Source organism: uncultured Chitinophaga sp. (genome assembly GCF_937874145.1).
Lineage (GTDB): Bacteria > Bacteroidota > Bacteroidia > Chitinophagales > Chitinophagaceae > Chitinophaga.
Map to the genome: position 1 here is coordinate 1 of NZ_CALNBI010000044.1, position 24206 is coordinate 24206.

General features: G+C 54.1%; 16 protein-coding genes. 10 read left to right on the plus strand and 6 right to left on the minus strand.

From position 1 onward, the window contains the following. From Q0510_RS01975 to Q0510_RS01985, 3 genes are all read left to right on the plus strand, one after another. Positions 1–326: DUF4974 domain-containing protein (locus Q0510_RS01975; RefSeq protein ID WP_298707741.1), on the plus strand; the 326-nt coding region annotated here is incomplete at its 5' end. A gap of 221 nt (positions 327–547) precedes the next feature. Further along, positions 548–3940 carry a TonB-dependent receptor gene (locus Q0510_RS01980; RefSeq protein WP_298707743.1) on the plus strand — a complete coding sequence of 1131 codons (3393 nt, stop codon included), beginning with the start codon at positions 548–550 and terminating at the stop codon, positions 3938–3940. A 23-nt stretch (positions 3941–3963) separates the two neighbouring features. Then, positions 3964–5748, plus strand: a complete 1785-nt coding sequence (locus Q0510_RS01985; protein WP_298707745.1) for a RagB/SusD family nutrient uptake outer membrane protein — start codon at positions 3964–3966, stop codon at positions 5746–5748. Between the two features lie 95 nt (positions 5749–5843). Here the strand turns inward: Q0510_RS01985 and Q0510_RS01990 are convergent, their stop codons facing one another. Genes Q0510_RS01990 through Q0510_RS02005 form a run of 4 tightly spaced genes read right to left on the minus strand, consistent with a single transcriptional unit; the run spans position 5844 to position 12841 of the window. Further along, positions 5844–6266, minus strand: coding sequence for a response regulator (locus Q0510_RS01990; protein ID WP_298707747.1), 423 nt, complete (start codon positions 6264–6266; stop codon positions 5844–5846). Positions 6267–6280: 14 nt separating this feature from the next. Next, the gene (locus Q0510_RS01995; RefSeq protein ID WP_298707749.1) at positions 6281–10753 is read right to left on the minus strand and encodes a chemotaxis protein CheB; all 4473 of its coding nucleotides are present in this window, start codon (positions 10751–10753) and stop codon (positions 6281–6283) included. Then, positions 10750–12267 carry a GAF domain-containing protein gene (locus Q0510_RS02000; protein ID WP_298707751.1) on the minus strand — a complete coding sequence of 506 codons (1518 nt, stop codon included), beginning with the start codon at positions 12265–12267 and terminating at the stop codon, positions 10750–10752. Before Q0510_RS02000 ends, Q0510_RS01995 begins: the two co-directional genes overlap by 4 nt. Continuing rightward, positions 12245–12841, minus strand: a complete 597-nt coding sequence (locus tag Q0510_RS02005; RefSeq protein ID WP_298707752.1) for a biliverdin-producing heme oxygenase — start codon at positions 12839–12841, stop codon at positions 12245–12247. Before Q0510_RS02005 ends, Q0510_RS02000 begins: the two co-directional genes overlap by 23 nt. Before the next feature lie 125 nt (positions 12842–12966). Here Q0510_RS02005 and Q0510_RS02010 point away from each other — a divergent pair, with 125 nt between their 5' ends. Further along, a complete protein-coding gene (locus Q0510_RS02010; RefSeq protein WP_298707753.1) occupies positions 12967–14319 on the plus strand; it encodes an amidohydrolase family protein in 1353 nt (450 codons plus the stop codon). Positions 14320–14335: 16 nt separating this feature from the next. Next, positions 14336–15211: an alpha/beta hydrolase gene (locus tag Q0510_RS02015; RefSeq protein ID WP_298707755.1), complete on the plus strand. Its 876-nt coding sequence runs from the start codon at positions 14336–14338 to the stop codon at positions 15209–15211. A gap of 54 nt (positions 15212–15265) precedes the next feature. On the opposite strand, the gene Q0510_RS02020 is transcribed toward Q0510_RS02015, so the two are convergent. Then, positions 15266–15643 carry a hypothetical protein gene (locus tag Q0510_RS02020; protein WP_298707757.1) on the minus strand — a complete coding sequence of 126 codons (378 nt, stop codon included), beginning with the start codon at positions 15641–15643 and terminating at the stop codon, positions 15266–15268. Positions 15644–15929: 286 nt separating this feature from the next. After that, positions 15930–16451 carry a GNAT family N-acetyltransferase gene (locus Q0510_RS02025; protein ID WP_298707758.1) on the minus strand — a complete coding sequence of 174 codons (522 nt, stop codon included), beginning with the start codon at positions 16449–16451 and terminating at the stop codon, positions 15930–15932. Positions 16452–16713: 262 nt separating this feature from the next. Here Q0510_RS02025 and Q0510_RS02030 point away from each other — a divergent pair, with 262 nt between their 5' ends. The 5 genes from Q0510_RS02030 to Q0510_RS02050 all read left to right on the plus strand — a co-directional run bounded on the left by Q0510_RS02030 (position 16714) and on the right by Q0510_RS02050 (position 24193). After that, positions 16714–17283 carry an RNA polymerase sigma factor gene (locus Q0510_RS02030; RefSeq protein WP_298707760.1) on the plus strand — a complete coding sequence of 190 codons (570 nt, stop codon included), beginning with the start codon at positions 16714–16716 and terminating at the stop codon, positions 17281–17283. Positions 17284–17357: 74 nt separating this feature from the next. Beyond that, a complete protein-coding gene (locus tag Q0510_RS02035; protein ID WP_298707762.1) occupies positions 17358–18518 on the plus strand; it encodes a FecR family protein in 1161 nt (386 codons plus the stop codon). A gap of 172 nt (positions 18519–18690) precedes the next feature. Further along, positions 18691–22059, plus strand: a complete 3369-nt coding sequence (locus Q0510_RS02040) for a SusC/RagA family TonB-linked outer membrane protein (protein ID WP_298707764.1) — start codon at positions 18691–18693, stop codon at positions 22057–22059. Between the two features lie 11 nt (positions 22060–22070). Further along, on the plus strand, positions 22071–23489 hold the full coding sequence (locus Q0510_RS02045) for a RagB/SusD family nutrient uptake outer membrane protein (protein ID WP_298707765.1): 1419 nt from the start codon (positions 22071–22073) through the stop codon (positions 23487–23489). Between the two features lie 11 nt (positions 23490–23500). Beyond that, positions 23501–24193, plus strand: coding sequence for a DUF4843 domain-containing protein (locus tag Q0510_RS02050; RefSeq protein ID WP_298707767.1), 693 nt, complete (start codon positions 23501–23503; stop codon positions 24191–24193). Positions 24194–24206: the final 13 nt, after the last annotated feature.

Genomic DNA, 24206 nt, shown 5'->3' on the forward strand with positions numbered 1-24206 from the left:
CCGGCGCAACCAAAACCATGTCTGCCGGCCAGCAGCCAGCCGCCACACCGGACGGCAATATAATGATGGAGTCTAACGCTGATATCGACGAAGCGCTGGCCTGGAAGCAGAACATATTTCAATTCAATAACGAGGAGCTCCGCTCCATCATGCGGCAGTTCGCCCGCTGGTACGGCGTAGAGGTGCGGTATGCAAACGGTGTTCCGGAGCGCTATTTCACCGCCAATATTTCACGCGACAAGAGCCTGGCTACTGTATTAAAGATTATGGAACTGAACGATATACATTTTAGACTTGAGGGGAAAACGCTGACGGTAATGCCTTAATTTTTTTCAAGTAACCGGACCTGCCGAAAAAAGAAACCGGAAGTGTTACGAGCACTCCCGGCGGAAATTTCAGGCATGCTGGTTCTCAACCAAAATAAAAACGACGCTCCCTGGACAGGAGTCATTTTTTGACACGCCTAAACTTCAAAGTTATGAAATTCGTGCATTCCGCCCATTGGCGCGGATTCAACCGATGGTATTTACCAAAAAAGCTGTTGATCATGAAAATGACAGCATTTATTCTTTTATCAGCCTGCCTGCAATTGTCAGCCAAAACTCACGGCCAGAACGTAACGATCAGCGCAGAAAAACATTCGCTCGAAAAAGTGCTGCGTTCCATCAGGAAGCAGACCGGGTATGATTTCTGGTTCGACAGCAAATTGTTGAAACAGGCCAACAAAGTGAACCTCGAACTGCATGACGTGCCCGTAGCCAGGGCGCTCGCCATTTGTTTTATCGGCCAGCCATTCGAATACGAGGTGGTGGATAAAACCGTCATCATACGTGAAAAAAAACCGGAACCCGTTATCTGGACCGGCGTTTTGCCCGACCTGGTAGTGAAAGGCCGCGTAACGGATGAAAAAGGAATGCCGCTCCCCGGCGCCACCGTAACGCTGAAAGGGCTGGGAAAAGGTACGACAACCGATCCTTCCGGGAATTTTACCCTCAGTGCCCCGGACAAAGGCGCGGTGCTGGTCGTAACCTATATCGGCTTTGAAACCACCGAAATCCCCGTGTCGCAATCCGGCAGCGTGGACATTATCCTGAAAACGGCGGATAAAAAGGTGGACGAAGTGGTGATCGTTGGTTTTGGCACCCAAAAGAAAACGAACCTCACCAGCGCCGTGAATACCGTGAAAATGGACGAAATCGCAGCAAACCGGCCGGCCAGCACCGCGGGAACCCTCCTCCAGGGCGTTGTTCCCGGCCTGCAGGTAACTTCCGGGACCGGCGAGCCCGGCGGCGGCTTTTCCTATAACATCCGCGGTACTACCAGCCTGGCCGGCGGCGGCCCGTTGATCCTCATGGACAACGTGCCCTTCAGCGGCCCGCTCAATATGATCAACCCCAACGATATCGAAACCGTGACCGTCCTTAAAGACGCAGGTTCCGCCGCTATCTACGGGGCCAGAGCCGCATTTGGCGTGATCCTCATCACCACCAAAAAAGGCGCAAGAAACAGCAAGGTAAGACTGGACTATAGCAACAATTTCACCTTCTCCACACCCAATTCCATCCCCCGTGCCGCCAGCCCGCTGGCTACCGTGCAGGCATATAAAGACATGGGATATGGCGCTTACTGGACAGGCCAGAACGTGGACAAATGGCTCCAGTTCCTCAACGAATACAATGCCGACCCCGGTAAATATCCTTTGGGATATACCACCGACGCAGGCGTTCGCTACCAGCTCGGGCAATCCGATGTGATCGGGCAGCTGTTCGACAACGCCGGTTTCCAGCAAATGCACGATTTCGCCATCAGCGGCGGCTCCGAAAAAACGACCTACCGCTTATCCGTTGGTACCGTGAATGAAGACGGGATCATGGTAACCAGCGCCGACAGCTACAAACGTTACAACCTCAAATCCTTCGTGAGCACGGATGTGACCAAATGGCTCACCACGCAGCTGGACCTGGGATATTACAATTCAAGCAAATCCAACCCCAACAGCGCCTGGCTCTGGAACGTAGCGAGCAATAGCCCGTCTTACGTACCCATGCAAGATACGATGACCGTCAATGGCGTGTTGCTGCCCTCCGGCACACCCAAAAACCTGCTGCTGCATTCGGTGCCAAGCACGGAAAAACTCAGCGACATCCGGCTGATGGGTAAAGTGATCGCAAAACCTGTCAAAGGGTTGACGGTTACGGGTGAATACCTGTATGATAACCTCCGCCAGGTCAATACTTCTTTCAACAAGCCTTTCGAATACGCCGACATTTCGGAGTTCGTGAAGAAAACGACCGTGCCTTTTACCAATGCGGCATATTATAAATTCAACCGGCTCGACGAGCAGCGCACCCTGAACTTGTATGCCAGCTATAACCGTACGTTGGGAAAACATAACGTGACGGTGATGGGTGGTTTTAACCAGGAATCCTTCCGCCGCGAGGACGTTTGGGTGAACAAGACGAATATGATCTCGGTGGATCTGCCGTCGATTTCCACGGCCGTGGGCGACCTTACGGCAGACGACGCATTCTCCGAATGGAGCGTGCAGGGTTTCTTCGGCCGCATCAATTATGATTATAAAGGGAAATACCTGCTGGAAGTGAACGGCCGTGCAGACGGTTCCTCCAAATTCCCCGCGAATCACCGCTGGGGCTTCTTCCCGTCGGCCTCCGCCGGATGGCGCGTTTCCGAAGAGAAATTCATGCGCGCCTTCAAACCGGTATTGTCAGAATTCAAACTGCGCGCTTCATACGGCGAAGTGGGCAACCAGGGCGACAACATTAGTCCTTACAGCTTCCTCGACGCCATGAACCCCTACCTGACAGGCTGGCTCGTAAGCGGACAACGGCCGACGTCGCTTTCCACTCCTGGCCTCATCAGCCCGAACTTCACCTGGGAAACGGTACGTACGCTGAACTTCGGTGTAAACGTAGGACTCCTGGATAACCGGCTTTCGGCTTCTTTCGACTGGTACCGCCGCCAAACGCTGAACATGCTGGTGAACGCCATCCAGCTGCCTGCAGTGCTGGGCACAGGAGCGCCTTTACAGAATGCGGCCGATTTGCAGTCGCAGGGGTATGAATTGCAGATCGACTGGCGCGACCGGGCGGGGGATTTTGAATATTACATCTCCGCCAACCTGTATGATTTCAAATCGAAGATCACCAAGTTCGACAATAATAAGGCCGGTTCACTGGCTACGCATTATGTAGGCAGAGACATGTCTGAAATCTGGGGATATGTGACCGACAGGCTTTACCAGGAATCCGATTTCGAGAACGGCGTTATCAAAGGCGGTATTCCGAAGACGATCCGCAACGGCAACAACACCGTAACGCCCAATCCCGGCGATGTGATGTTCAAGGACTTTGATGGCGACGGGCTCATCTCCAACGGCCAGAACACCCTGAGCAATCACGGCGACATGGCCATCATCGGCAACAACCGGCTGGCATTGCAATATGGCATCAATGGCGGAGTGACGTATAAAAACTGGAGCTTCAACTTTGTTGCGGCGGGCGTGGGCAAGCGCGACCTGTGGATCGCCAATAACCTCACCTTCCCTTACAATTACGAGTTCGGGACCATCTACGCCAATCAGCTCGATTACTGGACCCCTTCCAACCCGAACGCGCATTTTGCCCGCATCTACGCCAAGGCGGCCGGCAACTCGGCGATCAACAAAATGGTGCAAACCCGTTATCTCACCAATGCGGCTTACCTGCGTATCAAGAACCTGAGCCTTGGGTATTCCATCCCGCGCGCGTTGCTGGAACGTATCCGTTTCAACAAACTGCAGGTGTTCTTCAGTGGCGAGAACCTGTTTACGTTCAGCAAATTCCCGAAAGGGCTGGACCCAACTTCCACGGAAGACAAAGGATATGGGATCAACTATCCCATCATGCGGATGTTCTCATTTGGTGTTAACGCTTCTTTCTAAACGGGTATTTAAAAATGCAAGCAATGAAAAAGACGATATTCTTACTGGCAGGCCTCGCAGCAGTTACAGCCTGTAATAAAAACTACCTCGAAAAGCTCCCGTTGGACCAGATGACGGAAGCCAGTTCGTTTAAAACCAACGATAATTTCAAGACTTATATGTGGGGTTGCTACGAGTATTTCCCCGGTATGCAGGTAGACGTGCCCTCGGGCGAGTTCAACTCCGACAACATGGTGAATGCCTACAATGTGGCCAACCGCTCTCCTTACGCCTTTCAGCTGAAAATCATACCCACGGCTACTTCCGGCAGCGGGTGGGATTTTAGTTTCATCCGCCGGGTGAACATCATGCTCGACAATGTTGATCAGTCAGCTATGACCCAGGCAGACAAAGACCATTGGCGCAGCGTGGGTTACTTTTTCAGGGCGCTCCGTTATTACGATCTCCTCGCTTCCTTCGGGGATGTAACCTGGATCGAGCATAAAGTAACGGACACGTCCGCCAGTATTTTGTACGGTCCCCACACCCCGCGCGACGTGGTGGCGAAGAATATGCTGGACAACCTGGTGTGGGCGGAATCGCACATCAAGCCGGGCGGCGACGGCCCCAATACCATCAACGTACATGCGGTACGTGCGTTGCTTTCGCGGTTCGGTCTTTTCGAGGGGACCTGGCGCAAATACCACCAACTGGCGGATGCAGATGTATATCTCAATGCGTGCAAAACGTACTCGGAAAAACTGCTGGCATCTTTCCCTGCTGTGATGGCTAATTACGATGACCTGTTCAATTCCGAGGATCTCGTGGGCAAACCGGGCATCATCCTGGCGCGGCAGTACGTGACCGGCCAAACAGGCCATAACGCCGCGCGTTACGTACGGACTTCGTCCTGGGGATCGGATTTGTCCAAAGATGCGGTGGAAAGCTATCTCTGCAACGATGGCCGCCCCGTTTCCACGACGGGTACAGGGTATTCGGATGCCACCATGAACGATGAATTCCGCAACCGCGACCGCCGGCTATACTTTACCGTAGTGCCGCCATACCGGGTTGTGGCTTCGGGCCAGGTGAAGACCTATACCCGTACAAACGTTCCGTCGGAATCCGAGTATATCGATTTCATGGCGACGCTGCCCGGCAACGAGGCAAACCGCAAACGGCTGCCCGTGTCCAACTGGGATAACTATATCCTTTACCGCGCGCCGCACTTCCTGAACGACAAAACCCCCGGTGCACAGGGCTTTATGAATACCTCCACCGGCTATTACTATTACAGGACATACAATACATTCACCGACGTATCCACCACCGGTATCGCCACTACGGATTATCCCGTATTCCATATCGAGGAAACGATGCTCAATTACGCGGAAGTAATGTGGGAGCTGAACAGTTTCAGCCAATCCGTTGCAGATGCTACGATTAATAAATTGCGGCCCAGAGCCGGCCTGCCCAACATGGTAGTGGCCGATATCAATGCCGCTTTCGACGCCAACCGCGACCAGACCGTAGATCCTGTTTTGTGGGAGATCCGCCGGGAACGTCGCGTGGAATTGATGGGAGAAGGTTTCCGATTTAACGACCTGAAAAGATGGAAGAAAGGGGAATACTTCAACAAACAGCTCCTCGGCGCGAAAGTGAAAGTTGCTGATTACGGCGCTGGTACCCCCATTACCCTGAACGGCGATGGCAAAGTGGTTTTCTATGGAGTGCCAACAGGCTGGCTGGACAAGTATTATCTTGAGCCGCTGCCGTATGAACAGCTCCAGCTCAATCCGGCTTTGTTACAAACCGACCTCTGGAAATAAGCTGGCCGCAAAAATTGAAAAAGGGTGACGGGGATTAATTCCCTGGTCACCCTTTTACCGTTTATGATAACGTGCGAAGCTGAAGTATGAAGCGTTTATTTTTCGCTCACGACAAACTCCGTCACCAGGAGCTCTATCACATCATGGAACCCTTCATAGGAATCGGGCTTGGTGATCGTGCGGACGGCCCCCAGCTGGATGCATTCCTTCATCAACCGGTTGTCGTTGTAAGTTGAAAAGATGACGACGGGTATATCGCTCAGCAGCGGACTGGCCTTTACATAAGCCAGGGCTTCCTGCCCGCTCATCTGCGGCATATTCTGGTCCAGCACAATCAGCGCCGGGAGCTGGCCGCCGCCGCCGGAAAGGGTATCCAGCAGCTGGATCATCCGCGACCCGTTTTCCACCATTTCAAAGTCGAAATCGTGCCGCCCCTGCAACTGCCTGACGATCTCCTCGAAAATCATCCTGTCATCCTCATCATCCTCTGCCAACAATATTTTTCTGAATTTCGTCATGGTTTGCGCTTGGGTTAGTCCTGCCGGACAGGTAAAATTATATGAAAAGCTGCGCCTTCGCCTTTGCTTTCAGCCGTGATCAGTCCCTGGTGGTTCTCGACTATCTTTTTGATGATGGCGAGGCCGATGCCGGTTCCTTCGTACTGGTCTTTAGAGTTAAGGCGCTGGAAGAGGTCAAATATACGGTTTTTGAATTGTTCATCGAAGCCGATTCCGTTATCCCGGATCGTTATGGCGTACCAGTTGCCTTCGGGGTTCGGTGGGGCTGCGAATGATTTTTCCTGGATGCGGACCGCACTGATGGAAATCACCGGCGTACGGTCGGGAGAACAGAATTTCAGCGAATTGCCCAGCAGGTTCTGGAAAACCTGTTGCATCTGTGTACGGTTAGCCATTAATCCGGGCAGGTTTTTCGTTTCGATGCTGGCGCCTTTTTCGCTGATCAGCACTTCGAAATCTTCCTGGACGTCGGCAATTACTGCGCCCAGGTCCACCCACTCATAACCGCCGGCGGCTGCAGAGAGCTTCGAGAAGTTGAGGATGTTGACCATGAGGGATTTCATCCGCACCACGGCGTTCATGATCTTGTTCAGGTAGGTAACGGTGGTTTCCGGCAAATCTTCATGGTGCCGGTCGCGCACCATCTTGGAGAACATGTGGATCTTGCGGAGGGGCTCCTGCAGGTCGTGCGAAGCCACGGAGGCAAAGAGCTGGAGCTCGTTGTTGCTGGCTTCCAGCTGTTCGTTGGTTTCCTGCAGCTGCCGTGTGCGGTCGATGATCTTTTCCTCCAGGATTTCGTTGATCACTTTTTGCTGGTGGATATCCACCAGCGTGATTACCCATCCCGGGGCAATATCGCCGTCGGTTTTGCGGGACTTCGCCCGCAGGAGGTTCCAGTGATAACCGTCCGCGCCGTTGCGCACCCGGATTTCTGTCGTGAAATCCTGGCCGGTGCGTCCGGCTTCGCGCCAGTAGTTCATCAACGGGGGCAGGTCCTGCGGATGAATAGTGCTCTTCCATCCTTCCCCGATACTGTCTTCGTAACCCATGTCCGTATACGTTTCGAACTGCCGGTTGACGAAATCCAGCACCCCAGGTTCGGTGGAAGTCCAAACCACCAGCGGCATCGATTCGGCGAGGAATTGTTTTTCCGCGATATTGGTGGCGATGGCGGATTCCGCTTCCTTGAGCGCCGTGAGGTCCATAACGGTCCCGAGCATGCGGTAGGGCACGCCGAATTCATTATGGAGAATGTAGCCGCGGTCCAGCACGCTGGCGTAGTGGCCGTCGCTTTTCATCAGCCGGTACTCCTGGCTCCATTGGTTCTTGCCGTCGTTGATGGCTTCGTATATGCTGCCGGACACTGTTTTCCGGTCGTCCGGATGGATGAACTGCACGCTGTCGCGGCGCGACATGTCTTTGCTGTCGTGCCCGAAAAGCTTCCCGAAAGCCTCGCTCCACCAGATGCGGTCGTCGGTCAGGTTCCAGTCCCACAGGGCGTCGTTGGTGGCTTTTGCCACCATTCGGAAGCGTTCTTCGCTGAATGCGAGTTCCCGCGTGCGGTTGCGCACTTTATCTTCCAGTTCGGCATTGAGCCGGCGGAGGTTTTCCTTGGCTTCGGTGAGCTCGGCGTAATTCTGGCGGATTTTCTGCAGGGAGCGTTTCTTGTCGGTAATATCGGTGAAAGTGATGACCATCCCGCCCGGCATCCGCACGCCGCTCAGTTCGTACCAGGCCTGGCGGGTGTCGATGTAGACGTCGCGCTGAAGGATCCTGTCGTCTTTGATCACCTGCAGGTATTCCTGCAGCAGCTCTTCTTTCATCAATTCGGGAATGGTTTCCCGGAGGGATTCTCCTTCCAGCGTGCTTTTGTTGCCGCCAAACCATTCCCTGGCCGTGCGGTTGAGCGTGGTGATGCTGAAATCCACGATCTCGCCATGTTCCGAAACCCTTCCTTTCAGCGCCAGGATCGCACTTTGGCTGGCATTGAACACGCTGCGGATAATATTGTTGAGTTGTGTGATGACGGAAATGTCGACAAACGTGATGATGATACCGGCATGTTTGTTGTCGCGGGTAAGGTAGGGCAGGATACGCATGAGCATGTTTTTGCCCTGTGTCAGCTGCACTTCCTTTTCGACCGTTTTCCGTGTTTGCAGCACGTGGGCGATATCTTCCGTTAGCCTGTCGTATTTGATATTGCTGGAAATATGCGCGATCGGCCGGCCCAGGTCCGACTCGATGATATTGATCATGCGGTTGGATGCAGGATTGAACTTGCGGATGTTCAACTGCTCATCCAGGAAAATCTGGGCGATATCGGTGCTGCGGAAGTAGTTGTTCAGGTCATCGTTTAACTCCTGCAATTCCCTGATCTTCAGCTGGTGCTCGGTGTTAAGCGTGTACAATTCCTCGTTGAGCGACTGCAGCTCTTCATTCGAGCTTTGCAGTTCTTCGTTGGACGATAGCAGCTCTTCGTTGGAACTCTGCAATTCTTCGTTGACGGTTTCCAGTTCTTCCACTGCTTCCTGCAGGTTATTCCTGACGTCGTTCAATTCATTTTCCAGTTCATGGATGTAGCCCTGGTCTACATGCCCCGGCTGGGGCAGAGGTGGTGGCAGCAACGAGGGGGCGGGGTTCCGGAGCAGCGTTACCAGCGTCATGTCTGGTATGTTGGACTGCGGATGGATGGTAACCTGCAAAAGGCTGGTTACACCGTCCCGCTCCACGGGAAGGTTGTGCAGTGTTTCGGGTTTATTGTTGCGCCAGGCCTGGCGGATGGCTTTGTCGACCGCCATGCCTGCTGCCGCGGGGAGCATCCGGACCAGATTGAGGTTCAGGATCTTTTTCGGCAGGGTGAGCATCTGTTCGTAATTGCCGATCGTTTCCCGGATTTCGAAGTTGCGGTCGATGTAACAGGCCACAAATCCCAGGTCTTCCGCCAGCACGCGCCGGGTATCGGCCCAGATGGCAGCCTGGCTTTTCGTTTCAAAAGCCTGGCGCGTAGACGTTGATTTGTCGGAATTTCCTCTGTGGGGCGTCATGTAAGCATCTGCCAGGTTTATCCTCGGCCGGATGTCCAGTTCCTTACGGAGGATTTTCCATTTGGTGCTGATGTATGAAAGGATGCCTTTGGCCAGCGGTGGGTTTTCGCTGGGGCCCAGGAACAGGATGCCGCCTTTGTTCAGCGCGAATTGCAGCAGGTTGTACACTCTGTCCTGCAGTACGGGGTTCATATAGATGAGCATGTTCCTGCAGGAAACGAGGTCGTTTTTAATGAAAGGCGGATCCCTCGTAATATCGTGCCTGGCGAAAACGATCTGTTTCCGGATGCGGGGGATGACGGTATATTGCTTCCCCCGGAAAGTGAAGTATTTATCAAGGATGTCCCTGGGAACATCGTTGGCGATGGTAACCGGGTAAGTTCCGGCGAAGGCGATTTCCAAATTCGAAGCGTCGATATCGGAAGCGAAGATTTTTACTTCCACGCTTTTACCTAACCGCTCTATGACCATATCCAGCAGGATAGCAATCGAATACGCTTCTTCTCCCGTACTGCAGGCAGACACCCACACCTTGAGCGGTTCTTCGCTTTGCCGCGCGCTCAGGAGCTCGGGCAGGGCTTTCGTTTCCAGGACGGCAAAAGCATCCTTGTCACGGAAGAAACGGGTGACGCTGATGAGGAAATCATGGGCCAGGGCCTTGCTCTCTTCCGGGTTCTCCTGCAGAAAAGCCAGGTATACGGCAGGGTCCTGCATGTCGTGCTGCTGCATCCTTTTGGAGATGCGGCGCAGGATGGTCGGTGTTTTATAATAATGGAAATGCTGCCCTTCCGTGGCGGCAATCACCCGGAAGATCTCGTCCAGTGTTTTTTCATCAGGCTCTCCGGGAAAAGGCTTGCCTTGCCCGGTGCTGGAAATGGCTTCTATGATGGAAGCCGCCAGTTCGCCGGGAGTACCCGTCATATCCGCGTTCCCCGAAGCGATGGCGCTGTTGGGCATGCCATCGAAACGCGCGGAAGTGGGCTCCTGCACGAACACGGCGCCGCCGTTCTCTTTGATGCTGGCAATGCCCCTGGTGCCATCCGTTCCCGTCCCGGAAAGTATGACGGCCATGGCCAGCTGCTTTTTGTCGTCGGCCAGGGAATGCAGGAAAACGTCGATCGCATTGTTGGGCGATTTGTCGTGCGCTTTATCCGACAACTGGAGACGGCCCCTGGCGATGCGGATTTGTTTGGTGTTGGGGATAACGTAGATGCACTCTTTCTGCACGGGCTGGTCATGCGACGCTTCCACCACCTGCATATGCGTATGCCGCGCCACAAGTTCCACGAGCAGGCTGCGGAAATCGGGAGACAGGTGCTGGATGATGACAAAAGAGATGTTCTCAGCATGGGGCATGTTGTCGAAGAATTCCTGGATGGCTTCCAGTCCTCCGGCGGAGGCGCCGATGGCTACTACGTAATGCTGAGGATTGCCTTTGATCATAAATCACGGTTGTCTTGCGTGGGGGATAGAAATGCGAAGATGAAGCTCCGCAGGTTTTCGGCGGCCTGGATTTCTTCGGGGCGCCAGGGGCTGGAGAATCCTTTCACATGCTCCTGCCACAACTTGAAGGAATGCCGCGGATGATAGATCTGCGGGTCCTTGTCAAAAAGGATCCTTTCTTCCGGATTACCGCCCCAACTTGTAGTTTGGATGAGTTCTTTCCGGAACAGGAGAATGTATTCGTCCTGCTGCGCCTGGATGGGGATCGCCAGCAACCCGCTGGCCATCTCCGCGAGCGAATCGGAAATCTCATATTCCGCGGCAAGGGAATCCGTATGGTAAACACGCCGGCCATCTTTCAGGTGCAGCCAGAGCGTGATATCCCCGATCTCGGATTTCGAAGGCACTGTACCCGAAAGATGGACCTGCCGGTTCATGATCACGGCCATCCCGGTGGCTTGCATCATGTCCATAAGGATGGGGGTGCCGTCACCGGCGGTTAATCCATCCTGCAGTTTATCGTTTTGATAGATATTGGCAATTACCTGCGTGTAGAGGTTATTTAGCCGGGTGTTGTAATCGAAATATCCCTGCAGCTGCAGCGTATTGATCCGCGCTGAAATGATGGTGGATAACAATTCCAGCGTGGTGCAAAGCTGGTGGTCGATATTGCGGGCGGTTTGATGGTGGCAGGCGATCAGCCCCCAGAGCTCGCCGTTGATCATCAGCCTCACCGACATCGAAGCCCCGACTTTCATATTCTTCAAATACTCCACATGCACCGCCGCCACCGCGCGCACGTTGCAATCCGACATATCCAGGAAAGCATGCGTCACCGGATTGATGACCGGATAGAGCTTCACCGGCTCGAAGTCGCGGTTGGGGATGAAGCGGTAAGGATTGTTTTTATAAATATCCCTGGCCGGCTTGGGAATATCCGAAGCGGGAAAGGTGAACCCCAGATAGGCTTCCATTTCCTCCTCCCTGGCTTCTGCCATCACATGCCCGTTCCAGTCTTTGTCAAAAACATAAATCATGACCTTGTCGAATCCGCTCACTTTCTTCAGTTCGTCAGCCGCCACGGTGCAAACGCTTTGCACATCGGTAGCGGTATCGATCCGGTGGATGGTTTCGCGCAAATCGCGGAAGTGCTCCATGAAGGTGGCGCCTTCGCGGGCGGCGATTGCGGTTTCGATTTCGAGGAGGATCAGTTCGGGGTGGAAATGCGCAATAACGTAATGCCCGTCCCAGTTCGTCGTGAACCTTTCTCCGCCAGTGTTTTCGCGCATCCCGGCGATCTGGCCGGCGAATGTTTCGCCGGTCAGCTCCCGGAGGGTGATATCTATCAATTCCCGGGCGCTCTTACCGAAGACGGTATCCACGTTTTCGCTGACCTGCCGGATCACCAGCTCGCGGTCCAGCACCACGAGTACGGCATACGTCTGAACGGTATTAATGATGTGAATAGGTATGTTCCCGCAGAACTCCGAATCATATTTCGAATATTGGCTCATATGCGATCGCCCAATCTTTAAAAGTCAGGAAAGTATTTTTGGCGGCCTCCGCAGCTGGCTGGCGGTCATCTTCCCCCAGGTTGTCGAGATATTCGCGGAATTTTTTCCACATTTCCCCTGTAGATGCACCATAACCATTAAAGAAGGAAAAGCCCTTCCCTGCCTGCATTTGCAGTTGGCTGCTGATCATGCCTGCAATAATTATTCCACCCAGGGTAGAGCCTTCGAGCACGTATGCCGCCCCAAGCGCGGCGGCGCGCCCGGAAATGGGAGGAACGGCAGGGCGGAGGTCCGTTGCTGTGAGCGTACCCCCCATTGCTGCGATATCTTCGAGGATGGATGCGGCTTTTCTGCGCGCGGGTGCATCGGGTATATCGAGCCAGGGCGCCATGGCGGTTTCCAAAGCGTGGTAGTAGTAATAAAACAATCCTAAAAGACGGATGTATGCTTCTTTACTGCGGATTTGCTTCATGCTGCGCACCAACAACTTCTCCAGTGCCAGGTGCTCGGTGTGGGTGTAACGCTTTAAATATGCCGAAACACCCGGTAGCCGGGACGGGTCTGTATCTTTCATTTGAATCTGTGGGAATTTTCACTAAGATACATAAAATCATGCCGTAGCGAGCGGAAAGCCTGCAACCCGGGCGCTGGAAGCCCGGATTTTGTATCTTTAAAAAAGTAACGAAAATCCGGTAACCCATGCGCATATCCTCTGCTTTCACGATCCTCGCCGCGGCCATTCTCCTCACCGCCTGCCGGCAATCCCCTGCGGCACAGGCGCTCCTCTTGCAAGACGTCACCCTCATCGACGGGCACGGCCAGGCCCCCCGAGAACATGTCGACGTCCTCATCCGGGGCGACAGCATCGCTGAAATCGGCCAAAACCTCGATACCAACGGGGTTCAGGTCATGCGGTTGTCGGGGAAAACCGTCATGCCCGCGCTCATCAGCGCGCACGTGCACGTGGGCACGCTGCAGGGCACAGAGAACGACGGGCGTTTCTATACGCCGGAAAACGTCACCCGGCATCTCAAAAAGTACCAGGATTACGGGATTTTGCAGGTGCTCGTTATGGGTACCGACCGTCCCATTCTTTTTACCAGCGGCCTCGCCGATTCCTCCGTGAGGGGCCTGGCGCCGGGGGCGCGGCTCCACTCGGCCGGATTTGGATTCGGTGTTGCCGGGGGCGCGCCGCCCGCGGCTTTCGGGATGGACCTCGTCATGCGGCCGGCTACAAAAGAAGAAGCGGATCGTCAGGTCGACAGCCTCGCCAGGCTCTCCGTTAAAACCATTAAAATGTGGGTCGATAACGCCGGCCCCGGCAAGCCCAAAATGGATCCCGCCGTATATCACGCCCTGATCGAAGCCGCCCATCGCAACGGCATGAAAGCCGCCGCGCACCTGTATTTCATCGCAGATGCAAGGCAACTGGTGGCGGATGGCATCGATATCATCGCGCACAGCATCCGCGACCAGGAAATCGACGATACGCTGGTTGCCGGCATCAAAAGAAAAAATATTATCTACATACCCACGCTGGCGCTCGATAAATTCGCCTACGCATATGGCGATACGCCGCCCTGGCTCAGCGATCCCTTCTTCAAATCTTCGCTGGAACCGGGCGCTTATGAATTTATCACCTCGCAGACCTACAGGGATAACATCCGCAATAATGCCAATTACCCGGAAAAAGCCCGCGCATTGGCCAATGCATTGAAAAACGTGTACAAACTGCATAAAGCCGGCGTACTCATTGCACTGGGCACCGATTCCGGCGCCAGTCCTGCCCGGGCGCAGGGTTTCTCTGAGCACCTGGAGCTGGAACTCCTGGTAGAAGCCGGTTTCACTCCGCTGGAAGCCATCACCGCCGGCACCCTGAATGCCGCGAAAGCGTTGCGGGTGGCGGATGATTTTGGTACCGTGGAGCCGGGGAAAAAGGCGGATTTGCTGGTGCTGAACGGTAATCCGGCGCAGGATATCCGCAGTACGCAGAACATTTACCGCGTTTTCAAATCTGGAACAGCAGTGAGCAACGGTCCTTTGGCACAATAATTCGGCGGACAGGCATATGGACAAGCAGATATTCAACAGATCCGTTTCGGTGAACGGCGTGGAAATTTTCTACCGCGAAGCCGGGAACCCGCGAAACCCTTCGGTATTATTGATGCATGGGTTTCCCTCATCTTCCCTCATGTTCAAAAACCTCATGACCGCGCTAGCAGACCGCTACCACCTCGTTGCGCCGGATTACCCGGGCTTCGGGTTCAGCGGTTTCCCCGGTCAGCAGGATTTCGAATATACCTTTCAAAACATTGCACGCCATATCAGCCGGTTCACCGACCTCATTGGATTAGATCGTTTCACGATTTACCTGCATGATTATGGCTGCCCCATCGGTTTGCGGCTGTGCCTGGAGCAACCGGAGAAGATAGCGGCGCTCATCGTGCAGGACGGCAACGCGTATGCCGAAGGTATTGGCCCGCAATGGGATGAAACGATAGATTACTGGCATCATCCCACGCCGGAAAAAAAGGCAAAAGTGGCTGGTTTTTTAAGTGAAGAAGGGACGAAGATGCAATACACCGCGGGTGTTCCCGAAGCATTGCTGGAGCGGATCAGCCCCGAATTGTGGCGGCTGGATTGGTCGCGGATGCAACGTCCCGGCAATATCGAAATGCAGTTTGCCCTGAACTGCGATTTCCAGGATAACATCCTGATGTTTCCCGTCTTCCAGCAATATTTCCGTACACACCAGCCGCCCGCATTGATATTGTGGGGGAAGCACGATGCGTTTTTCGGGGTGGAAGAAGCTCCCTGTTACCAGCGCGACCTGCGGGATGCATCGGTGCATATCCTCGACGGCGGCCATAAGTTATTAGAAACGAATTTCGATGAAGTGCTGATGCTGGTTTCCGATTTCCTGGAGAGAAAAGTATCTACATAAAAAAAAGCCCGGCCAAAACTGCACGGGCTTTTTTATAATCTTCGGCGATGGGTGTTATCTGCCACAATCTGCCGTCCATGTGCGGCCGTTGCGCGTAAACCCGATAACGAGTTTGTCTTTGTTGATGGTGATCAAACCGGTGCCGTCGCTGCCTGTGCTGATGAGCGTGTTGGCGTCTTTCTGGGAGAACTCAACACCCGTCAGGTCGGGGATGCCATCCGAAAAACGGAAGTTGTACCGGGCATTTACTTTGGTGACAAATACGCTGCCGTTGTCTTGGGTAATATTCTTTTCTGCATCTCTGTAAGCTACACTTCCTCTAAAGGTGCCGGCAAATACGTCTACGTCTGCGGGGTCGGTGTCTTTACTGCATGAAGTCATCACGAAAGCGGAAAACAGCAGCACAGCCAGACTCTTGAGCATTAATTTCATAAAGATCGGTTTTAGTTCAATAAAGATGTTCTTACCTACTCATTTGCAATTCCTGTACCAAAGCGGCAACGTACTGATTGTAAGAACATTGGCTAAAATTTTCTACAGCTGTATACACTAATGCCGCTACTTGTGGCGGGTACGCCGCGCCACATGCGACATCGCCGCAGGAAGTATTGGTTTGGGAAAGAAGGGGCAGCATCAATGGTTTCAATACCTGTTTGCTCCGCTGTCCGGATCAGCGGCATACGGTCATTCTCCTTTGCAATAAGCGCTCTTCCGCTGATTATAAATGCAGCCGGAAGCCGAATACCGGCAGTTCGCCCTGGAGGAAATCGAGATCTTCCGACCGGAGGAACCCCATCCGCTGGTACATGCCCCAGGCGGTACGCATCGACCGGGTGGAGTGGATGATCACCTGGTTCCGGCGCGATTGCCGTGCCCTGGCAATACAGGTTTCCGCCAGCAGCTTGCCGATCCCTTGTTTGCGGAAGTTGGGGTGCACGGCCAGCAGCCTGAAACCGGCGGCGTCTTTTTCCTGCGTGGCCGTACCGCCCGAGCCGTAAAATTGGATATCGTTGAAATACACCACGGCGCCGGCGATGCGCTCGCCGCTGAGCGCCACAATCAGCTCCGCTCCGGGCCGTGAGGCGAGCTCGCCCACATTGGCCAGCATGGCGTAATAGGCAGGTTGTTCGGAAATGCCGGGGAAGCCCTCGAGCGTGGAATACACCTGGATCATGAGTTGCCCTGTGGCCGGGATTTCGGTAGTGCGGGCATTGCGGACGGTAATTTGTTCGTTTTGCATAATTCGTTAATGAGATTAACAATACAGGGATACCGGGCCGGAAGATCCGTCAGGGAATCCGAATTTAGGCCCAAACGCGCCTGAACCGGCGGTTTTCTGGTACGGGATGCTGGAACGGTTGGTTGGGTAGGCGGCCTGTCCTGCTGTCCCGCAAACCATGCAGGGATGTAAATAAAACGACTTTTTACTATTTTACCTGCAAAATTCAACGATCAGTAACGGGATGAGTGAGGATATCTTTCAGGATGAGTATCATGTGCTAATGGAAATGGCCGAAGGGAGCGAGGCGGCTTTTGCCGCATTGCACCGCCGTTACTGGAACGATATTTATTCCCTCGCACTTTCATTCCTGAAATCCCCCGAAGCAGCGGAAGACATCGTTCAGGAGGTGTTTGTGAAGATCTGGCTCCGCCGTGAGGCGCTGCCGGAAGTTCAGGTGTTCAGGCCGTATGTAATGGTGATGGTCCGCAATGAGATCATTTCCACCATGCGCAAGGATGCGGTGCGGCAGAAGCGGCACGACCGGTTCCTGGCCGACAGCGGCCCGCAACACACCACCCATCCCGGCGCCCCCGCCGCGGAAACGGCGCGCCTGATCCGGGAGGCGCTGGACCAGCTTCCGCAGAAACAACGTGAAATTTTCGCCCTCAGCCGGGAAGAAGGCCTCAATCACGACATGATCGCCGCCCGCACCGGGCTTTCCCGCAAAACCGTTTCCAACACTATTACCATCGTACTGAACCATCTCCGTACCGCCCTGGCCAAACATGGCCTGGGCATTTGGATTTTGGCCGGAATCGGGTTGCTGTTCTGCTATTTTAAAAAAATGTGATTTTTTTTCGGGTGTCCGTACTTCTTTTCGCGTGGTATAGGAAGTAAAGGCACTACATAAATAATTTGACCTGTATGCACCAGGATTTTGACGCCTTATTGGATGGTTACCTGACCGGCACGCTGTCGGAAGCGGAAACGCAACGGTTTTTCGAGCTGATCGGAGACCCGGAGCACCGCGCCCGCCTGGAATCGGTGATCGACCATGCCGCGGAGGAGCGAAGCCTGGTGGGGTTGGGGCAGGAGGAACTCCAGGCCCGGAGCCTCCGCCAATTGCAGCACCGCCTGCAAATGGAAACGGCCGCCGGTGCATCGAAAGTCCGCCGGATGAGCTGGAAATATGCCGCCGCCGCCGCTGTGATCCTTGCTATAGCCGCTACCTTGTGGATCGCGCTGCCCCGCGGCAGCCGCACCACGCAACCACTGGCGCAGCGCGCAGATATAGAAAGGGTACAGGGTGCGGTAACGCTCAGCCTCCCGGACGGCCGCGCGCTCTCGCTCGACAGCATGGCGCCCGATCCCTCGGGAACCAGCCAGGCCAGTGAGTTCGAAAGGCTCGGGCGCACGCCGGCGGAAGACAACGTGCAGCAGTTCTATACCATCAATACCGCCCGCGGCCGCCAGTTCAGACTGCTGCTCGAAGACGGCACGATCGCGTACCTGAATGCCGCATCCACCATTAAATTCCCCACCTCCTTCAACGGCGCGGCAACCCGCGATGTGGAGATTTCCGGGGAAGTTTATTTCGAAGTAGCCAAAAACGCACTGGCCCCCTTCCGCGTGAAAGTCAACGACGACATGCAGGTGGAGGTACTCGGGACAAGTTTTAATATCAAAGCATATACAGACGAAGGAAAAACCACCACCAGCCTCCTGGAAGGCGCCGTGCGCATACATCACGGCGGGGAACAACTCACCATGAAGCCCGGTCAGCAGGTTACCGCCATCAAAGGCGGCGCCATGCAGATGTCGCCCGGAGACGTGAACGAATCCGTTGCCTGGAAAGATGGCCGCTTCGAACTGTACGGCAATATCCATGAAATCATGCGCCAGTTGCAACGCTGGTATGATATCGCTGAAGTACGATACGCGGCGGGAGTAGACAGCACAATATTGGTCGCAACCGTATCCACCAGCAAAAAACTATCGGAAGTGCTGGAAATACTGGAAAAGACCGGAAGCATACATTTTGACATTGAGGGGAATAAAGTAACCGTCATGCCATCACGGCAATAGACCAAACAGACTAAAACTAGAATCGACACCAATCATGACACACCGGGCAAGGGAAAGTCGGCCGGCTTACCGCCCATGATCATCTATTTGCATTAACACCAGGAATTGTTCCCGGGAGGCCGCAGTGGCCTTCACGGAAGGGCAATCGTCTGCCAACCAAAATTAAACAAGTATGTATCAGACTTCTTATCCCGGCGCGTCGCCATCGGGACGCAGGCTGTTGCTGGCCTGTGCGGCGCGAATCAGGAAGTTCCATCTGCTGATCCTGATGCTGGCCTGCCTCCAGGTAAGCGCTATGGCTTATTCGCAGAAAGTGACCTTGAAAAGCAAGCAGATTTCGCTGAACGAAGCGATCCGTTCTTTCAAGAAACAGACAGGATTGTTTTTCGTGTACGATCTCAATCTCATCTTGCGCCAGAAACCGATCCAGCTCGACCTGGTGCAGGTTCCGCTGGAAGAAGCGATGAACGCGTGCCTGCAGAACACGGCACTTGAATTTGAGATCATCGACAACACCGTTGTCATCCGTGCCCGCCGGAAAGCGGCCAACCTTGCCGAAGTGCAGAACATCGAGCTGCGGGGCAAGGTGACGGATGAGAACGGCAAACCGCTGGAAGGCGTAACCGTGGCGGTAAAGGGGACTACCCGCGCCGCGGTTACCAACGGCCAGGGCGCATTCGTGATTACCGGTGCGCCGGAAAACGGGGTGCTCGTGGTATCCAGCATCGGGTTCGAGCGCCGCGAGATCAAGATCAACGGCAAATCCGATTTCGGGACTATTTCTCTCCTTACCGCCGTAGAAAAAATCAATGAAGTAGTGGTAACCACCGGCCTCTTCAAGCGCCCGGTCGAAAACTTCACCGGCGTAGCCACTTCCGTGAGCGGCGACCAGATGCGCCAGGTGAATACCATGAACGTGTTCGACGCCGTGAAAGTGTTCGACCCGGCCATGCGCATCCCCGATAACATGCAATTCGGCAGCAACCCCAACCGCCTGCCCCATGTGACCCTCCGCGGTACCAACAACTTCCCGGTACAGGGCGCGGCCAATGGTATTCCCGCTTCCGGCGCCGACTTCATGTCTGCCTACCAAACCAACCCCAGCATGCCGCTCTTCATCCTCGACGGGTTTGAAGTGAGCCTGCAGAAAATTTATGACCTGGACATCAACCGCATAGAGCGGATGACGATCCTGAAAGACGCCGTGGCCACCTCGGCATACGGTTCCCGCGCGGCCAACGGCGTGATCGTGGTAGACACGAAACAGCCGCTGCCGGGCAAGCTGACGGTGAACTACACTTCCAACGTGCAGATCACGGCGCCGGACCTTACTTCTTACCGCCTGCTGGATGCGGCCGGGAAACTGGAAGTGGAAAGGCTCTCGGGTTACTATCTCAGCGAAAACGCTGCGCATCAATACCATTGGGATAAGCTGTACAACAAGCGCCTGGGCGATATTGAAAGCGGTGTCAATACATACTGGCTTGCCAAACCCCTGCAAACGGGAGTAGGTACGCGGCAGTCGCTATATGTGGAAGGCGGCGACCAGTACCTGCGCTATGGCGTCAACTTCTCCTATCTGAACAATAAAGGTGTGATGATCGGTTCAGGCCGCAACCGGGCCGATGAATCGCCTTACGGAACCTTCTCCGCATACACGCGGCTGAACCCGTATTGGAATCCTTATGACGAAAACGGCAACCCCGTAAAATTGCTGGATATCCTCACCCGCCCCGGGTATGCCGGTGAAACCCGGGTAGGCAACCCGCTTTACGACGCTACGCTGGGCACCACGGAATACGCCAAATATTTCGGAATGGTGAATAATACCTTCCTGGAATGGCGGCTTCGCAGCGGTTTCCGCCTGACGGGCAAACTGGGTGTTACCAGCCAGTCTGACCAGTCCGATAAATTCCTGCCCGCCGACCATTCTGCGTTCGTTAACCTCACGGACTATGGTTCTGCCGACTATTATACACGTGGGCAATACAACCGCGGCAACAGCCAGTTTTTTGCGCTCGACGGCAGCCTGTTGCTGGATTACAACAAGACGATCGGCAAAGGGATGTTTTACGCAACGTTAGGCGGATCCCTGGCGGAGCAAAGGAGTAAAGGCGCAGCCTTCGTCGTTCGCGGTTTCCCGAACAAGCGCCTCGATGAGGTGTTTCTCGGCAACGCCTACCTGCGCGACAGCCGGCCTACGGGTAAAAACGACATTACCCGCCGAGTGTCTGCCTTCAGCAGTCTGAACTATACATATGACAGAAGGTATATGATGGACTTCTCCTTTAACATGGACGGGTCCACCCAATTTGGTTCCGACCGCCGTTTTGCGCCTTTCTGGGCCTTGGGGCTTGGCTGGAACCTGCATGAAGAGGCATTCATGAGCGGCCTGCGGAATACGGCGATCGACCGCCTGAAACTGCGTGCGGGCATCGGTACAACCGGGAGCCAGCAGTTTTCGCCTTTCATGGCCACTACTACCTACCAGTATGCAACCGGCCGCGATTACCTGGGGATGCTGGGATCTTCGCTCATGGCTTACGGCAACCCCATGCTGGGCTGGCAACAAACCTACAAGCGCAACGTGGGCATGGATGTTTCCCTGTTCAAAGAGCGGGTGCAGATCCGCCTCGACGGTTACCTGGAAACCACCAACGACCTGTTGCTGGATGTGAATATGCCGCCGTCCTCCGGCGTAGCTACCTATAAGGAGAACGCAGGGAAACTGGAGAACCGCGGGCTGGAAGGGAACCTGAACCTGTTTATCATCCGCAGGGAGCGGCAGTCCATTTTCTGGAGCGTGTTTGTGAATGCCATCCATAACCGCAACCGCATCAAGGAGATTTCCAACTCCCTGAAGAAAATGAACGATAACAACGACAAGGTGGATGATAACCTGCAAACCCGGCCGCAACTGCGGTTCGAGGAAGGGGAATCCGTAAATGCGATCTGGGCGGTAAGGTCTGGCGGCATCGATCCCAGCAACGGCCGGGAGCTGTTTTATACCCGCGATGGTAAACTGACTTATGTATGGAGCGCCGCCGATAAAGTAATCGTAGGCGACGCCTTGCCGGATGTAAGCGGCAATATGGGTACCAACCTGAACTGGAAAGGACTGCAGCTGGGCGTTTACATGAGCTATGAAACCGGCGGTAAGATGTATAACCAAACGCTGGCCGACAGGATCGAAAATGCGAGTATCCTGTACAACGTAGATGAACGCGTATTATTCGGCCGGTGGAAAAAGCCCGGTGACCAGACGTATTTCAAAGGACTGGCGGATATCGACGGGCGGACCGTCACAGAAATTACCAATGCCACCACCAGGTTCCTCCAGCGGAATAACTTCATCGAGTTTGAAAGCATATCCCTGGGTTATACACTGCCGGATAAAACAGCTTCGAAATTGCGGATGAAGAACACCCGAATCAGCCTCCAGGCGAACAACCTGTTCCGTTTCTCTTCTATAGAAATCGAACGCGGGCTGGATTATCCTTTTGCGAGGAATTTCACTATCAACATCAATACAACTTTCTAAACCGACATACCATGAACATGAGATTAACTTTCCGGTATGTGCTGCTTTCCGTTCTGCTGGCAGGCAGCGCCGGTTGCAACAAATGGCTGGATGTAAAGCCTAAAACCCAGGTGGGTGAAAAAGACCTGCTGGTAGACGAACAGGGTTTCAAAGACGCGCTGATCGGAACATACACCGATATGGGAGATGAGAAGCTGTACGGGCGCGAATTTACCATGGCGTTGTTGGATGTATTGGCCGCCAATTACGACGTAGCCGCTACATCGCACACCTATAACAAAGCAGGACTGTATGATTACGTGGACGGTACCGTAAAACTGAAGCTGGCGGGGTTCTGGTCGCAGGCCTATAAATGCATCGCGAACCTGAATAACCTGCTCGATAAGATCGATGCGAAGAAGGAAGTATTCAATACCGGCATGTATGAACTTGTTAAAGGCGAAGCGCTGGCACTGCGCGCCTTCCTGCACTTCGACATGCTCCGGGCATTCGGGCCGGTTCCTGCCACAGGGCTCGATAATCCGGCCATCCCTTATGTAACGAAGTTCAATATGCAGGTTCAACCGAAGCTGACTACCAAGCAGGTGGTCGCGAAATGCATGGACGACCTTAAAGCAGCACAGGGACTGCTGGCGATGCATAAAGATGTGGTACTAGGGCATAGCGACATCTTTCTCGCGCATACCCGCAATCACATGAACTATTGGGCTGTAACCGGCCTGATGGCGCGGGTAAGCCTCTATGGTGGCGACAGGCAAAATGCATATGCGTATGCTACGGAAGTGATCGCGGGAGGGAGGTTCCCCTGGATCAGGAACATTGATATCAGCAGCATTTATCCCAACCGCATCTTCTCCTATGAGAACATCTTCGCATTGTATGTATCCAACCTGCAGGATATCAACCTGGTGCATTTCCGGGGCATATCCGCTACAACCGCGGTTTTAACCAATAAGGCCGCCTTTATCAACAACCGGTTCGAGATCAGCAGCGGCGGCAGCACCGATATCCGCTACCTGCACCTCTGGAAAACTGACGGCAGCTCGTCCACCAAGTACCCGGTTAAGTATTGGATGGAAGACCTCCTGGCTTCCAACGGGATTTATATCCGCCGTGTGCCCATCCTGCGGCTGACGGAAATGTATTACATCGCGGCGGAAGCGGCGGGCACCACATTGGAAGGCGTGCGGCTGCTGAACACGGTTCGTGCGAACCGTGGGCTTCAACAGCTTTCGGAAAGCCTGAGCGGCGATCAGTTGCAGACGGAGATCATGAAAGAATACAAAAAGGAGTTTATCCAGGAAGGCCAGCTCTTCTTCTATTATAAGCGTACCAATGCGAAAGTGCTGGAAGGGACCGGGAAACCTGGCAATGATGCCCTGTATGTGCTGCCGTTACCCGACGATGAAGTAGAATTTAACCAAAACTAAAAACTGGCAACATGAAACGAATCCATTATATCTGCCTCCTGTTGCTGCCTGCCGTATTCGCGGCATGCAAGAAAAGCGAGTTGCAATCTTTTTCCGATGATGTGATGATATACTTCTTCAAACCGCGGAATACCCTCACGCCGGATAGCCTCACCTATTCGTTCGCCGTGCGCGATACTGCCCTGCGATACGATACCGTAAGCATCCCGTTGCGAATTATCGGAACGGCCGCGGAGAAGGACCGGGAGGTGCGTTACTCGGTAATTCCTGGAAAATCAGATGCGGACGCGGAAAGCTATGCACTGCTTCCCGCCGTTGTAAAAGCAAATGAATATGCCGCCAACCTGGAGGTAAAAGTGCTGCGCACTCCCGGGCTCAAAACCCGCGAGATGCGGCTGTGGCTCCGGCTCGAAAACTCCGGCGATTTTAAAACCGGTGTGGACGACCAGCTGCAATATCTGGTGAAAATCAACGATTTCCTGTCTATGCCGGCCAGCTGGGCATCCATGGTGTACCAATTCGGTAAATACAGCAACACCAAGTACGATCTCATCATCAAAGCAACCGGCCGTTATGATTATTCCGGCGTACAGTTCACTGAATCCGAACACCTCAAGCAATTATCGATTAACTATCTGATCGCCTGGGAAGAAGCCAACGGACCTCTATTCGACGAGAACGGCGAACGTGTATTTTTCCCCTGATCCATTAAAAGAA